The following is a 14,288-nucleotide window of genomic DNA, read 5'->3' on the forward strand; positions in this document are numbered from 1 at the left end:
TATGCAAGATCCACAGGAAATTCCCACCGATGGCCGCAACATGCAGCAGGCTACCACCTCGCAGTCGGAGCAGCGCCAGCCCGAGGGCCGGCAGGCCACCGGCACCGAGGCCCTGCGCGGCCTCAACGCCGATGATAACTCGGGCAGCGGCGGCACCGAAGGCGGCCACGAAATAAAAGGCAAGCGCGTGAGCACCGGCCCCAACTACGACCAGCCCGGCAACGCGGCCGACGGCGACGTGGGCGGCAGCTCCACCTCGGCCGGCACCGGCGTATCGGGCGGCGAAACGGGGCAGGTACCGCAGCTGTAGCCCTATCTTTTTACCGGCCGCTTACGGGCGGCTATTTACTCCAACCCACCTTACCTATTCTCATCATGTCGAACCAACCCAATAATCCCGGCAATACGTCCGAAGACAGCGGCGCCAAGCGCGTGAGCACCACCAACCACGGCCAGGACGGCACCTCGAAAAACGAGGCCTTCGCCGCCGCGCAAAAAGCCCAGCAGGAAGAGCAGAACCAGAATAACGGCGGCCAGAACAACGCCACCACCAGTACCCAGAGCAACATGGGCAACGGCGACGGTATCCGGGGTGAGTACGGCGACGCCAGCCAGACCAACGGCATGGAAGGCGGCAGCAACGCCGGCAACAAAGACGAAAACGATACCCGCCAGAACCACAACTAGGGCCGGCTTCAGCCGTCCTGAATACGAACGAGCCGCCCGCTGCCATTGGTAGCGGGCGGCTCTTTTATGTAGAAGCCAGGCGGTGCTCTTTTATCGGTCGCCTGCTATTTTTGCTGCCGCCAACCTAGCCGAACCATGACGCGCATTGAGCCCAAATATCAGCACTACCTGGACCGAATCGGGTACGCGGGGGTGCCGACGGCGACGTTGCCGACGCTGCGGGAGCTGCAGGCGGCCCACCTGCTGCGGGTGCCGTTCGAGAATCTGGACATTCACTGGGGCCGCCGCATCGAGCTGGCCCACAGCTACGCCAAAGTGGTAACGGCCGGGCGGGGAGGCTTTTGCTACGAGCTGAACGGCGCCTTTCAGGAGCTGCTGACCGCGCTGGGCTTCTCGGCCCGGCTGATATCCGCCCGCGTGTTCAGCTCCGCCACGGGCTTCGGGCCGGAATTCGACCACATGGCTATTCTTGTAGCGCTGCCCGAAGGCGACTACCTGGTGGATGTGGGCTTTGGCGAATTCAGCCGGGAGCCACTGGAAAACCGGCTGGATGTGGTGCAAACGGACCAGCAGAGCCGGTTCGTGGTGGAGCAGTACGATGCGGACTACCGGGTAGTGAAGAAATTCAACGGCGAAACCTTCGTGCCGGAATATCTTTTCACCGACACGAGCCGGCAGCTGAGCGACTTTCAGGCCATGTGCCACTTCCACCAGACCAGCCCGGCCTCGCACTTCACCCGCAAGCGCCTCTGCTCCCGGGCTACCCCGCAGGGCCGCGTCACGATTTCGGGCAACACCCTGAAAATAAAGGCGGGAGAAACCGTTACGGAAACCGCGCTGGCCGGAGAGGCCGATTTTGCCCGGGCGCTAGCCCAGCACTTTGGCATCCAGGCCTGAATCCCGGGCCGAATCCAGAGCCGGGCGTACGTCTTCTGGCGGCCCGTTATGCGGTTGGCCGGCTGTCGTAAGCAAGGTAAGCCGCTGGCTTGAATCCGATTGGGCAGACGCCGGCAGCGGGGCTGCCCTGAGTGAATATACCCGTGGACGGACCGGTTTTTGCACCGGCGGCAGCAATTGGCGGCGCTTGGCTGCGTAATTTGCGGACGTTTTCCCCGTTTCTGTGCTGATGTTTCGATTGTTTCCGGCGGCTTGCCTGCGTTGTTTTTGGATTTTTTCTCTGCTGTTCTTCAGCTTCTCGGCCCGCGCCCAGGATGGCCCGCCCAAGCGCGAGCTGCGCGGCGTCTGGATTGCCACCGTCGAAAACATCGACTGGCCCAGTAGCCGCACGCTCACGCCCGAGCAGCAGCGCCGCGAGTACCGCCGCATCCTGGACGTGCAGCAGCGCAACGGCATCAACGCCGTATTCGTGCAGATCCGGCCCGCCGCCGACGCCTTTTACCAGAGCGAGCTGGAACCCTGGAGCAAGTGGCTGACCGGCCAGCAGGGCAAGGCGCCCGGCTACGACCCGCTGCCCTTCCTCATTGAGGAGGCCCACGCCCGGGGCATGGAGTTTCACGCCTGGTTTAACCCTTACCGCGCCAGCATGGACTCCGTGACGCGCCGTCTGGCCCCCAACCACCCGTTCAGGCAGCACCCCGAGTGGTTTCTGCGCTTCGGCGGCAAGCTGCTCTTTAATCCTGGCCTGCCGGAGGTGCGCAGCTACATCACCCAGGTGATTCTGGACGTGGTGCGGCGCTACGACATCGACGGCGTACACTTCGACGACTACTTCTACCCATATCCCGAGCCGGGCCTGAAAATCCGGGACGAGGTGGCCTTTCAGCAGTACAATGCCGACAACCTGAGTTTGCCCGACTGGCGCCGCCAGAACGTGAACAAGCTCATCGAGGGCCTGCACGACACAATTCAGGCCACCAAGCGCTGGGTGAAATTCGGCATTTCGCCCTTCGGCGTCTGGATGAACAAGTCGGCCCACCCCGACGGCTCCGATACCCGCGCCGGGCAGCCCAGCTACGCCAACCTCTACGCCGATTCGCGCCTGTGGCTGCAGGAAGGCTGGATTGACTACATCGTGCCCCAATTGTATTGGAGCACCAACTTCAAGCTGGTGCCCTACGCCACGCTGCTCGAGTGGTGGACGCGCAACCACTTCGGCCGCCACCTCTACATCGGACAGGGCGCCTACCGCATGCTGGAAAACACCCGCTCCGACACCACCTGGCGCAACCCGCGCGAGCTGCCCCGCCAGGTACGCCTGAACCGCTCGTACCCGACCGAGGTTAGCGGCAGCGTGTTTTTCAGTGCCCGCTCCCTGATGTCGAACCCGCTGCACACCCGCGACTCGCTGCGCCAGAACCTGTTCCGCTATCCGGCCCTGGTGCCCACCATGCCCTGGCTCGATGCCGTGCCGCCGCGCCCGGCCCAGAACCTGGTCCTGACCCGCGCCACGTCGGTCGTTACGCTTACCTGGCAGACCGGTCCCGTGGCTGCCGACGGCGACGTGGCCCGCTACTTCGTGGTCTACCGCTTTACCAAAGACCAGCAGCCCACCCCCGACGACCCGCGCAATATTCTGGCCCTGGTACCCAGCCGCCCCGGCATGTCCTCGACCCTGGTAGATACCAGCGCCGTGCCCGGCACCGACTACGCCTACTACCTCACGGCCGTCGACCGGCTGCACAACGAAAGCACGCCGGTGCGCGTCAGCACCCAGGGCAAGGCCGCTGAGGTGATTGTGGCCCAGGCGCCGGCCGCTACGCCCGTGCGCCCACCCGCGGCTCCGGCACCCGCCGCCCGACCCGTGCCCACGCCGCGCCCGGCCGTGATGAAGCCCGAAACCGCCGCCGTAACCAAGGAGAAAGTGAAAGTCAAGAAGAAGCGCGGCTTCTTCCGGCGCCTGTTTGGCCGGCGCTAGCCCGCCTGTTGGCGCGAGGCGCTGCTTTCCACGAAAAAGCCCGGCTGCTCCCTGTGAGCGGCCGGGCTTTTTCGTGGAAAGCAGCACCGTTATCGATTGTGTTCCGGACCGGGAAGATTCCGGGCTTACCGCTGCTACGCCCGGAATAATCGGCGTGTTATATATAGATAATGCAATTATTGGCTTGGTGCTTAGTAGCAGGTATTTACGGCGAAACCGGCTTGAAACGGGAATAGGAAGTGAGTAGTTACTCATCCGAAGGGGCGACCGGTCCTAATTGGCAACGTTCCCGATAACGATTGCATAAAATTATCCGGCCATATCCTGTCCTTTCTATCTGAATACCGCAACCTTAAGAGGAAGCAAGGCCGGCGCATTTGGCCGGCTCTACTTTGGCCATCAACTTTCCATCATACTTCCCACCTCATGAAAAACTGGTTACTAGTGATTGTGCTGCTGCTCGGCTGGGCCGGGCACGCCAGCGCCCAGCAAACCCGCCAACTGACGGGACAAGTACTCGATGATGCCAACGGCCAGGGCTTGCCCGGGGTAACGGTGGTGGTGAAAGGCACGACCATCGGCACGGGTACCGACGGCAGCGGCAACTTTTCGCTGAGCCTACCTGAGGGCACCGAGCCCACGCTCGTCTTCAGCTACGTGGGCTACGTGGCCAGCACCGTGACGGCCGACAACTCCAACACCCTGAAAGTGCGCCTCAAAACCGACCAGAAGGCCCTGGATGAAGTGGTAGTAATCGGCTACGGCCAGGTGAAAAAGAGCGACGTGACCGGCTCCATCGTGTCGGTGAAAGAAGAAGACCTGAAAAAGATTCCGGCCGCCAACGTTATGGAAACCCTGCAGGGCCGCCTGCCCGGCGTGGATATTACCAGCGCCGGCGGCTCGGCCGGGGCAGCTGTGAACATCACCGTGCGCGGCAACCGCTCGATTCTGGCCAGCAACGGGCCGCTGTTTATCGTGGATGGGGTGCAGTACAACTCTATTCAGGACATTAACCCCAACGACATTCAGAACATGGAAGTGCTGAAAGACGCGGCTTCCACGGCTATTTACGGGGCCCGGGGCGCCAATGGGGTTATCATCGTAACCACCAAAAAGGGCGCGTCGGGCAAAACGAAGGTTACGCTCAACTCCTACTACGGCCGCACCGACGTGGCCTTTTACCCCAAGGTGAACAACGGCACCGAGTACGTGGCCCAGAAGCGCGAGGCCAACCGTACCACCGGCGCCTGGGCCAGTCCCGCCGACGACGCCAAGATATTTACGCCCAGTGAGCTGCAGGCCATTGCCAGCGGCACCTCCACCAACTGGGCCGATCTGCTCCTGCGCAACGGCGTGCAGCAGGAGCACCAGATCGGCATTTCGGGCGGCTCGGAGAAAACCAAGTTCTACCTCTCCGGCGACTACTACAACGAGCAGGGCCTGTTCCGCAACGACGATCTGAACCGCTACTCCTTCCGTGTCAACCTCGACCAGGCCATCAACAGCAAGGTGAGCGTGGGGCTGCAAAACCAGCTGACCTACTACAACCTCGACGCGCGCCGCGACCCCACGAACATGGCCAACAAAATCAACCCGTTGAGCACGCCCTACGACGCCAACGGCAACTTCGTGAACTACCCCAACAACCAGGCATTTCTCAACCCTCTGGCCGACGAGCAGGCCGATACCTACGCCAACAACACCCGCCGCACCCGCACCTTCTCGACGGCCTACGTGAGCTACCAGATTCTGCCCAACCTGAACCTGCGCTCCAACCTGGGCCTGACTTTGTCGAATGAGCGCAACGGCCTTTTTCAGGGGCAGTACTCCATCGACCGGAACGGGCAGGCAAACCAGGCGGCGTATGGCACCGGCTTCGAAACCAACTGGAGCTGGGAAAACATCCTGAACTACAACAAGACCTTCGGCGACCATTCCCTGAACGTGACCGGCGTAACCTCGCTGCTGACCTTTAACCTGGAAAACTCGGTGGCCCAGGGCCGCGGCGTGCCCGTGCCCTACCAGCAGTTCTACGCCCTGGCCAACGCCTCGCAGCCCGTGCAGCCCTACACCAACCTGACCCGCAGCAAACTGATTTCGCTGACCGGCCGCGTGCAGTACGGCTTTAAGAGCCGCTACCTGCTGACCCTCACGGCCCGCGAGGATGCTTCCTCTAAGCTCTACACCGGCAACAAGGCCGCCTTCTTTCCCTCGGCCGCCGTGGCCTGGCGCATCGTGGATGAGAGCTTCATGCAGGACTTCACCCCGGTAACTGACCTGAAGCTGCGCGTGAGCTACGGCCGGGCCGGCAACTACGACGTGGCGCCCTACTCGTCACAGAGCCTGCTGACGCGCATTCCCTTCAGCTTCGGCGAAACCGGCGCCGCGGGCTACGGCTTCGATAAGCGCGTGGGCAACACGGAGCTGGACTGGGAAATATCCTGGACCAAGAACGTGGGCCTGGACTTTGGCCTGTTCCAGAACCGCCTTACCGGCTCCCTGGACGTGTACGAAACCCTGACCAGCGACCTGCTGCTTGATAACAACCTGCCCTCGACTACGGGCCGCGGCAACATCATCGAGAACATCGGCAAAACCCGCAACCGCGGCGTAGAGGTGGGCCTGAACGCCCTGGCCGTGGAAACCCCGGATTTTCGCTGGAACGTGGGCGCCACCTGGTTTAAGAACAACGAGGAGATTCTGGCGCTGGGCGGGGCCGACGACCTGCTGAACAACCGCTTCGTGGGCTACCCCGTGCGCGTGTTCTACGACTACGAGAAAATCGGCATCTGGCAGAGCAACGAGGTAGACGAGGCCAAAGCCTTCGGCCAGAAGCCCGGCCAGATTAAGGTGAAGGATATTTCGGGCCCCAACGGCGTACCGGACGGCAAGATTACGGCCGCCCACGACCGGCGCGTGCTGGGTACGGCCGTGCCCAAGTGGAGCGGCAGCTTCAACAGCGACATGAGCTACAAGGGCATCGACCTCTCGTTCCAGATCTTCGCCCGCATCGGCCAGATGATCAACTACGAGTACGCCCAGATCTTCGACCCCCAGGGCATCGAAAACAGCGGCGTGCACAACTACTGGACCCCCGAAAACCCCAGCAACGATTACCCCCGCCCCGACGCGGCTTTGTCGAAGTCGACGATGCAGAACAGCCTGTTTGGCACCACGCTGCAGTACAAGGACGGCTCGTTTGCCAAGCTGCGCGGCGTAACGCTGGGCTACAACCTGCCCCAGGGCCTGCTGAGCAAGCTGGGCGTGGGCTCGGCCCGCATCTACGTGCAGGGTAAAAACCTGGTGACCCTGAGCAAAATCGACAACTACGACCCCGAGCGGGGCGGCCCCATCACCACGCCCATTCCGCGGGTGGTGCTGGCCGGCATCAACCTGGGCTTTTAAGCCGCCGGGTCGCAGTTTTCCACCTCAAAGACACGCATCATGAAATTCTCGAAGAAGATATATACGCTGCTGGCCGCCGCTGCCCTGGCCGGCCTGACGACCTCCTGCGAAAAGCAGCTGGAAGAATACAACCCCTCGGGCCTCACGCCCGAAGCCGTGTACACCACGCCGGCCGGGTTTGAAAACCTGGTCAACGCGGCTTATTCCTACAACCGCTGGTGGTACGGCAAGGAAGACGGCATCAGTATGTCGGAAATGGGTACCGACCTGTGGCTGCGCGGGGCCGGCGACGTAAACCCCGACCTGACCGACTACACCACGCTGCAGTCCAGCTCGCGGGCCGTGGAGTCGCTCTGGAGCAAGCTCTACATCGGCATCAACGTCTGCAACGCCGGCATTGCCCGCATCGGGCAGTCGGGCATGAGCGACGCGCTGAAAAAGACCCGGGAAGGGGAGCTGCGCTTCCTGCGGGCCTTTTATTACTGGCACATCGTGGAAAGCTGGGGCAACGTGCACTTCACCACCGAAGAAACCCTGGGCGCCGTGAAAACGGCCAACCTGACGCCAGCCGACACCTTCTACAAGCAGATTTTCGAGGACCTCGGCGTTGCCGTCGCCAACCTGCCCACCACCACCGCCGACTACGGCCGCGTGACCAAGCCGGCCGCCGAGGCGTTTCTGGCCAAGATGTACCTGACTCGCGGCGACAATCAGAAAGCCGCCGAGCTGTTCCAGAAAGTTATTACGGGCTATGGCTTTTCGCTGCAGCAGAGCTACGCCAGCCTGTGGCAGATGAACAACCTGGAAAACAAGGAAATCGTGTGGGCCGTGAACTACTCCCGCGACCTGACCCTGAACGACCGGCTGGATACGGGCCTGTACCCGGACGGGCACTCGCGCGGGGGCAACAACGGCCACCTGCTCTGGCTGATGAAGTACGACGACCAGCCCGGTATGGTGCGCGACGTGGCCAACGGGCGGCCCTTCAACCGCTTCATGCCCACCAAATTCCTGCTCAACCTGTTCGACGAGACCAAGGACTCGCGCTACGCCGCCTCCTTCCGCACGGTGTGGCTGGCCAACACGGCCGTCACCACCGGCACGAAAACCCTGGCCGTCGGCGACACGGCCATTCTGGCCACTAAGAAGGTGGTTTCGACGGCCGTGCGCAACGCCAAGAAGTATCGCATCTACGACGTCAACGACATTTACAACGCCAACGGCACGGGCAAAAACCGCCTGCAGTACGTGTGCCTGCGCAAGTTTGAAGATCCTACCCGGCCCACCATTCAGGAGGAGCAAAGCAGCCGCGACGCCTACGTGATTCGCCTGGCCGACGTGTACCTGATGGCCGCCGAAGCCAACTTCAAGCTGGGCAAGACCGACGACGCCGTGAAGCAGATCAACGCGGTGCGGGAACGGGCCGCCCTGCCCGGCAAAGTGGCCGACATGCGCATCACGGCCGCCAACCTCTCGCTCGACTTTATCCTGGATGAGCGGGCCCGGGAGCTGGCCGGCGAGCAGCTGCGCTGGTTTGATTTGAAGCGCACCGGCAAGCTCATCGAGCGGGTGAAGGCCCACAATCCCGAGGCCGGTGCCAGCATTCTGCCCCACCACATCGTGCGGCCCATTCCGCAGCGCCAGCTCGATGCCGTGACCAACAAGAGCGAGTTTATCCAGAACCCCGTGTACCGGTAGGAGAGAGGCTTGCCCACACAAAAAAGGCCCGCCCGGAGTTCCGGGCGGGCCTTTTTTGTGGTCTGACTGGCTGCGGGAATTTTACCCGTAGTGCGGTCCGCTCAAAAGAATGCTCATCACTTCACCATTTCACTAGTTCACTCCGCGTGGCATTGCTGGCATACCCCCGACATGAGGTAGTCGCGGTGGGTGGCCTGGAAGCCGCCGGGCAGCTGCACCACCGGAATGGCCACCTGGTTGAGGCAGTAGGTGTGCTGGCACACCGAGCACTTGAAGTGCACATGGTCGTCGGCATGGGCCTGCTCGGTGCAGGTGGCTGAGCAGGCCGCAAACCGGATAACGTCGGAGCTGTCGAGCACCCGGTGAATCACGCCCTTCTGCTCGAAGGTGCGCAGGGTGCGGTAGAGCGTAATCCGGTCGGTGCCGGCTTCCAGGGCCTGCTCAATATCATTGCTCGACAAGGCAAACGACTTGCTGAACAGCACCTCCAGCACGGCCCGCCGCATGGGCGTGTGGCGCAGGCCGTGGCGGGCAAGAGTCAGCGAAATGTGGTCGGTTGTTGCCATGATGGGTTCAAAAGTACGAGGTTGGCGCCGAAGCTCAGCCGCGCCGCGGGCAAATGAAAAGCTAGCTACTAACAAGCCAGCCGCCAAAAAGTGCGCAAGGTGCTGGAAGCGGCAAATTTCACCATCTTGAGCACTGCTTTCTTCCCTTGCTGCCCATGCCCGGTTCTCTGCCGACTGCCGTCTTCAGTACTAGTCTGCCCACCACCCAGCCGGCCCCGCGCCTGGTGTCGCTGGACGTTTTTCGGGGCCTCACTGTTATGGCCATGCTGCTGGTCAACAACCCCGGCGACTGGGGCCACATCTACGCCCCGCTGGCCCATGCCGAGTGGCACGGCTGCACCCCGGCCGACCTGATTTTTCCCTTCTTCCTGTTTATTGTGGGCGTTTCCATCGTGTATGCCCTGGATTCGGCGCGGCGCACCCAGCCCCACGGGCCGCTGCTGCGGCGCATCGGCAGGCGGGCGGCGGTGCTGTTTGGGCTGGGCCTGTTTGCCTCGCTGTTTCTGTACTGGGAACTGGCCACGGTACGCATTCCGGGCGTGCTGGCCCGTATTGCGCTGGTGTTTCTGGGCTGCGGAATACTGTTTCTGAAAACCACCTGGCGGCAGCAGCTCGGGGTGCTGGCCGTGCTGCTGATTGGCTACAACCTCCTGCTGCAGCTGGTGCCCGTGCCCGGCGTTGGGGCGGCCAGCTTAGGGCCCGAAACCAACCTGGGCGCCTGGCTCGACCGGCTGCTGCTGGGTGAGGCGCACCTCTGGAAAATCAGTAAAACCTGGGACCCGGAAGGCATACTGGGCACGCTGCCTGCCATTGGTACCGGCCTGCTGGGGCTGTTGGCCGGCCGCTGGCTGCGCTGCTCCGGCCCCGATGCCGCTACCAAGGTCGCCTGGCTGTTTGTGGCTTCGGGTGCGGCCCTGCTGCTGGGTCTCATCTGGAGCAGCTGGCTGCCGCTGAACAAAAGCCTGTGGACCAGCTCCTACGTGCTCTACACCGGCGGGCTGGCCGGCATGGGACTGGCCACGCTCTACTGGCTCTGCGACGTGCAAGGCTACCGGCGCGGCCTCAAGCCCTTCTTGGCCTACGGCGTCAATGCCATTACCGTGTTTTTCCTGTCCAGCCTGCTGGCCCGGAGCCTGAACATGTGGCAGGTAGCCGGCCCCGGCGGCCCGGTCAGCATGAAGGACTTCCTCTACCAGACGCTGCTCGTGCCCGTTTTCCCCGATCCTTACCTGGCCTCCCTGGCCGGAGGCGTGGCCTGCGTCCTGATCTGGCTGGCGGTGCTCTGGATAATGTACGAGCGGCGCATCATTATCAAAGTCTGAGGTGGCTTGGGCACCGGGCAGAGCTACCGCGCCACATGGCCGGGCCGGCCGGAGAAACGGCCCGGGCGCCTACGGGAGGCGGCAGCCGGGGAGTAGCTATTCTGCGCTTAAGTGCTCATCTTAGAACGGTTTCGGAACGCGCGTACGGTGGCGTCGCGGCTAAAGCCCGCATTCCTGTTCGAGGGTGCTGCGCTACTCTGCATTGACTCCGAAATCACGGCTGAGTATTCACTATCCGCTTACTACCAGTTTATTATGGCACGCGTTACCGGAAACAGCCTGCTGCGCGGCATCAGCGGGAAGATAGGCAGCATCACCGTGCGACAGGTCGGCAACCAGACCATCGTATCGGCGGCGGAAGGGCAAAAGCGGGGCGCCGGTTCGCCGAAGCAGCAGGAGCAGCGCGGCCGCATGCACCTGGCCCGCCTCTATGCCCAGGCCCAGCTGCTGGACCCCGCCACGAAGGCCCTGTATGCCACTGGCATTACTACCCGCCTCAACAACGCCCGCCTGGTCGCTATTACCGACTTTATGAATGCCCCCGTAGTTACGGCCGTTGACCTGAGTGGATACCATGGCCAGGCCGGCGACTCTATCCGCATCCGGGCCACCGACGACTTTGCCGTAACGGCCGTGCTGGTTCGCCTCTACACGCCCCTGGGCAAGCTGGCCGCCGAGGCCGCCGCTACCTTGCAGCCCGATACCAGCTGGCTCTACCATACGCTCACGGCCGGCCCTTACCAGCCCGGCACCCGCATCGAGGTAGAAGCACAGGACCGGCCCGGCAACAAAACCCACTGGAGCTTTACCCTGTAGCCGCCGCCAGCCTCCACTGGCTACCTTCGCACAGGCGGCCTCTGGGTTTCGTTCAACTTTAGAAGCCGGCCGGCCTAAGCCTTACTGCCTTAAAGCCTAGAGCGAGCCTAGAAGCACCCTAGGAGCACCCTAGAGGCAGCTTATACGAAATATCCAACTTGTCTGAGTAGCCCGGTGCATCTGGGACGCAGCGTAACGAAGAACCTTCCCCACCGGAGTAGGAGGGGCTGGTAACCGGAAAGTCCTTCCCCGCACGTGTAGGGAAGGACTTTCCGGTTAAACAGAGTGTCGTGCTGTGGCGAGGACGGATTCGCTATGCTGTCCTGCAGGTTGCTTCGGCGTACGCCGAAGCAAGGACCGGTGGTTGGTTACTGCACCACGGGAAACTCGTAGCCGGCAAAGTCCTGGCGGAGCTTGGTCTTGAGCAGCTTGCCGGTGGCCGTATGAGGCAGTTGGTCCACAAACTCCACGGCGTCGGGTTTCCACCAGTGGGCTACTTTGCCCTCGAAGAAGTCCAGCAGCTCCTCTTTGCTGACGTCGGTTTCCGGCTTGCGCACCACCACCAGCAGGGGCCGCTCACTCCATTTGGGGTGGGGCAGGCCAATGACGGCGGCTTCGGCCACGCCGGGGTGAGCCACGGCCAGGTTTTCCAGGTCGATGGAGCTGATCCACTCCCCACCCGACTTAATAACGTCCTTGGAACGGTCGGTGATGTTCATGAAGCCGTCGGGGTCGATGGTGGCCACATCGCCGGTGCGGAACCAGCCGTCGGGGGTGAACTGCGTGCGGTTGTCGGACTGATAGTAGCCGCCCGCCACGAAGGGGCCGCGCACGAGCAGGTCGCCGAAGGCCAGGCCGTTGTGGGGCAGCTCCCGGCCCTCGTCGTCCACGATTTTCATGTCGATGCCGAAAATGCTGCGGCCCTGCTTGGTGCGGATGGCAAACTGCTCGTCGGCGCTCAGGCTGAGCTGGTTGCTTTTCGGGGTGTTCACCGTGCCTAGCGGGGAGGTTTCGCTCATACCCCAGGCGTGCCGGATAGTGACGCCCAGCTCCTCATCGAAGGCCTTGAGCAACGCCGGCGGGCAGGAAGCGCCGCCCACAATCATCTTGGTGAGGGTGCGGAAACGGGCTTTTTTCTCCCGCATGAAGGTCAGCAACCCAAACCAGATGGTGGGCACGCCGGCCGAGAAGGTCACGCCCTCATTCTCGAACAGCTCGTGCAGGCTGGCCGCATCCAGGCCGGGGCCGGGCAGCACCAGCTTGCAGCCAATCATGGGTGCCAGGTACGGGATGCCCCAGGCGTTGACGTGAAACATGGGCACTACGGGCAGAATCACGTCGCGGGCCGAGCAGTTGAAGCAGTCGGGCAAGGCCGCCGCGTAGCTGTGCAGCACGGTGCTGCGGTGGGAGTAGAGCACGCCCTTGGGCTGGTCGGTGGTGCCGGAGGTGTAGCAGAGCGAGGAGGCCGTGTTTTCGTCGAAAATAGGCCACTCGAACTCGGAGCTGTGGGCGGCCAGCAGGTCTTCGTAGCAGCGGATGTCGGGCAGGCTGCTCGGTTCGGGCATGTGGGCGCGGTCGGTCAGCAGTATCCAGCCTTCGACGTTGGGGCAGTGGGGAGCCAGCTTTTCCACCAGCGGCAGAAAGGTCAGGTCGAAGAAGATAAACCGGTCGGCGGCGTGGTTGATGATGTAGATGAGCTGCTCGGCAAACAGGCGCGGATTGATGGTATGGCACACCGCCCCGATGCCCGACACGCCATAATACAGCTCGAAGTGGCGGTGGTTGTTCCAGGCCAGCGTCCCGATTCGGTCCCCGTTCTGCACGCCCAGCTCTAGCAGGGCATTGGCCAGCTGCTTGGCCCGCAGGTGGGCGGCGTGGTAGGTGTAGCGGTGGAAGCCGCCCTCGGTCAGGCGGGTCACGATTTCGGTATCGGCGTGCCACTTGGCCGCGTGCTGCAACAGCCCGGCGATGCGCAGGGGCTCGTTCATCATTAATCCGTGCATGCTTCTGGGGTGGGGTTTTAGGTCGGAGCTTTAAGCTACGGAATATAACAAGCGGAAAGCTACCGGCGCGTAGGCTGGCCCAGCGGCCGGATAGTCCGCCGCGGCAATAGGCCGGGCGTTGTAAATTGAAAAGCCCCGACGTTGCGCTGACGTCAGGGCTTTCTGGGTAAAGATCATTCCGTACTGCGCAGCGGCCGGATAATTTTCCCGGGAAGGGTTAAGGGAGTCGGTACCACAGGCTGCCTTTTTCCTCGAAAGCAACGACGCCTTTTTGCCGGGCGTAATAAAGGTGGCCTTGAATAGGTCCGTTGGTGGGGTAGCGGAAGGCTACGTGAATAACCTGGGAGTAAGCAGTGGGCCCAAACGCTGCCGTGGACAGCAGTTCGGCGTCCGGAAAGCGCACAGTGTCGATGGGGAGGCCAGCATTGATGAAGCCAATCGGCAGCGAGGCACTTATAATGCCTTCCCATTCTGCGTTGGCCTCCAGCACCATTCCGCCATCCAGGGAACTGTAAAACAAGCCTAAATCCAAGACTGTGCGGGGCTGTGCTACCGTGTCGGTGCGTTGGACAGTTACGGTAATATGCTGCCCAAAAACGTCGCGAGAGGGGAAAGGCAAAAAGTTGAGTCCCATGTATTGTTTCTCCTGCTCGTCTTTCACTTCCGTAATACGGTAAGTGCGTACTTGGCTGTCTTTGGCGTGACCAAAGCGCAGCTCCTCATTGACGCGGTAAGGTTGCCAGGCCAGCTGGTCGTCGGTGAGCCGGTGCTGTTCGGGGTCTTTTTCGCAGCCCGAGAGCAGCACGGTGGCCAGCACGGCCAGCGGAAGCATAAAGCAAAGACGCATAGAAGAAAGAATAGCTGGAAACAAACCGGTTAAGAGTGGTTCAAAGCCGAAGAGCCTGCTCAGGCCGGA

General features: G+C 62.3%; 11 protein-coding genes. 8 read left to right on the forward strand and 3 right to left on the reverse strand.

Annotated elements, in window-relative coordinates; genetic code table 11:
- The first annotated feature begins 1 nt into the window (after position 1).
- From LGH70_RS12025 to LGH70_RS12050, 6 genes are all read left to right on the forward strand, one after another.
- The gene (locus LGH70_RS12025; protein ID WP_226185890.1) at positions 2-310 is read left to right on the forward strand and encodes a hypothetical protein; all 309 of its coding nucleotides are present in this window, start codon (positions 2-4) and stop codon (positions 308-310) included.
- Positions 311-375: 65 nt separating this feature from the next.
- Positions 376-687, forward strand: a complete 312-nt coding sequence (locus LGH70_RS12030) for a hypothetical protein (RefSeq protein ID WP_226185892.1) — start codon at positions 376-378, stop codon at positions 685-687.
- Positions 688-822: 135 nt separating this feature from the next.
- Positions 823-1,584 carry an arylamine N-acetyltransferase family protein gene (locus LGH70_RS12035; protein WP_226185894.1) on the forward strand — a complete coding sequence of 254 codons (762 nt, stop codon included), beginning with the start codon at positions 823-825 and terminating at the stop codon, positions 1,582-1,584.
- 229 nt (positions 1,585-1,813) lie between these two features.
- Positions 1,814-3,562: a glycoside hydrolase family 10-like protein gene (locus LGH70_RS12040; protein WP_226185896.1), complete on the forward strand. Its 1,749-nt coding sequence runs from the start codon at positions 1,814-1,816 to the stop codon at positions 3,560-3,562.
- A 426-nt stretch (positions 3,563-3,988) separates the two neighbouring features.
- Positions 3,989-6,967 carry a SusC/RagA family TonB-linked outer membrane protein gene (locus tag LGH70_RS12045; RefSeq protein WP_226185898.1) on the forward strand — a complete coding sequence of 993 codons (2,979 nt, stop codon included), beginning with the start codon at positions 3,989-3,991 and terminating at the stop codon, positions 6,965-6,967.
- A gap of 39 nt (positions 6,968-7,006) precedes the next feature.
- Positions 7,007-8,665 carry a RagB/SusD family nutrient uptake outer membrane protein gene (locus LGH70_RS12050; RefSeq protein ID WP_226185900.1) on the forward strand — a complete coding sequence of 553 codons (1,659 nt, stop codon included), beginning with the start codon at positions 7,007-7,009 and terminating at the stop codon, positions 8,663-8,665.
- A 137-nt stretch (positions 8,666-8,802) separates the two neighbouring features.
- Here the strand turns inward: LGH70_RS12050 and LGH70_RS12055 are convergent, their stop codons facing one another.
- Positions 8,803-9,231 carry a Fur family transcriptional regulator gene (locus LGH70_RS12055; protein ID WP_226185901.1) on the reverse strand — a complete coding sequence of 143 codons (429 nt, stop codon included), beginning with the start codon at positions 9,229-9,231 and terminating at the stop codon, positions 8,803-8,805.
- 155 nt (positions 9,232-9,386) lie between these two features.
- Between LGH70_RS12055 and LGH70_RS12060 the strand changes: the two genes are divergently transcribed.
- Together LGH70_RS12060 and LGH70_RS12065 are read left to right on the forward strand one after the other, a co-directional pair.
- Complete coding sequence (locus LGH70_RS12060; RefSeq protein WP_226185903.1) at positions 9,387-10,553, forward strand: acyltransferase family protein; 1,167 nt, start codon at positions 9,387-9,389, stop codon at positions 10,551-10,553.
- A 255-nt stretch (positions 10,554-10,808) separates the two neighbouring features.
- Positions 10,809-11,369 (forward strand): hypothetical protein, encoded by a 561-nt coding sequence (locus tag LGH70_RS12065; RefSeq protein WP_226185905.1) that lies wholly within the window; start codon positions 10,809-10,811, stop codon positions 11,367-11,369.
- 368 nt (positions 11,370-11,737) lie between these two features.
- On the opposite strand, the gene LGH70_RS12070 is transcribed toward LGH70_RS12065, so the two are convergent.
- Positions 11,738-13,372 (reverse strand): 3-(methylthio)propionyl-CoA ligase, encoded by a 1,635-nt coding sequence (locus LGH70_RS12070; protein WP_226185906.1) that lies wholly within the window; start codon positions 13,370-13,372, stop codon positions 11,738-11,740.
- A 217-nt stretch (positions 13,373-13,589) separates the two neighbouring features.
- The gene (locus tag LGH70_RS12075) at positions 13,590-14,219 is read right to left on the reverse strand and encodes a hypothetical protein (protein ID WP_226185907.1); all 630 of its coding nucleotides are present in this window, start codon (positions 14,217-14,219) and stop codon (positions 13,590-13,592) included.
- Positions 14,220-14,288: the final 69 nt, after the last annotated feature.

Source organism: Hymenobacter nitidus, assembly GCF_020447315.1.
GTDB lineage: Bacteria > Bacteroidota > Bacteroidia > Cytophagales > Hymenobacteraceae > Hymenobacter > Hymenobacter nitidus.

Excerpts from the sequence above, each read along its gene's own strand:
- LGH70_RS12065 (WP_226185905.1), top strand. The coding sequence starts at position 10,809 with ATGGCACGCGTTACCGGAAACAGCCTGCTGCGCGGCATCAGCGGGAAG.
- LGH70_RS12060 (WP_226185903.1), top strand. The coding sequence starts at position 9,387 with ATGCCCGGTTCTCTGCCGACTGCCGTCTTCAGTACTAGTCTGCCCACC.
- LGH70_RS12035 (WP_226185894.1), top strand. The coding sequence starts at position 823 with ATGACGCGCATTGAGCCCAAATATCAGCACTACCTGGACCGAATCGGG.
- LGH70_RS12070 (WP_226185906.1), bottom strand. The coding sequence starts at position 13,372 with ATGCACGGATTAATGATGAACGAGCCCCTGCGCATCGCCGGGCTGTTG.
- LGH70_RS12040 (WP_226185896.1), top strand. The coding sequence starts at position 1,814 with ATGTTTCGATTGTTTCCGGCGGCTTGCCTGCGTTGTTTTTGGATTTTT.
- LGH70_RS12030 (WP_226185892.1), top strand. The coding sequence starts at position 376 with ATGTCGAACCAACCCAATAATCCCGGCAATACGTCCGAAGACAGCGGC.
- LGH70_RS12075 (WP_226185907.1), bottom strand. The coding sequence starts at position 14,219 with ATGCGTCTTTGCTTTATGCTTCCGCTGGCCGTGCTGGCCACCGTGCTG.
- LGH70_RS12025 (WP_226185890.1), top strand. The coding sequence starts at position 2 with ATGCAAGATCCACAGGAAATTCCCACCGATGGCCGCAACATGCAGCAG.
- LGH70_RS12050 (WP_226185900.1), top strand. The coding sequence starts at position 7,007 with ATGAAATTCTCGAAGAAGATATATACGCTGCTGGCCGCCGCTGCCCTG.
- LGH70_RS12055 (WP_226185901.1), bottom strand. The coding sequence starts at position 9,231 with ATGGCAACAACCGACCACATTTCGCTGACTCTTGCCCGCCACGGCCTG.
- LGH70_RS12045 (WP_226185898.1), top strand. The coding sequence starts at position 3,989 with ATGAAAAACTGGTTACTAGTGATTGTGCTGCTGCTCGGCTGGGCCGGG.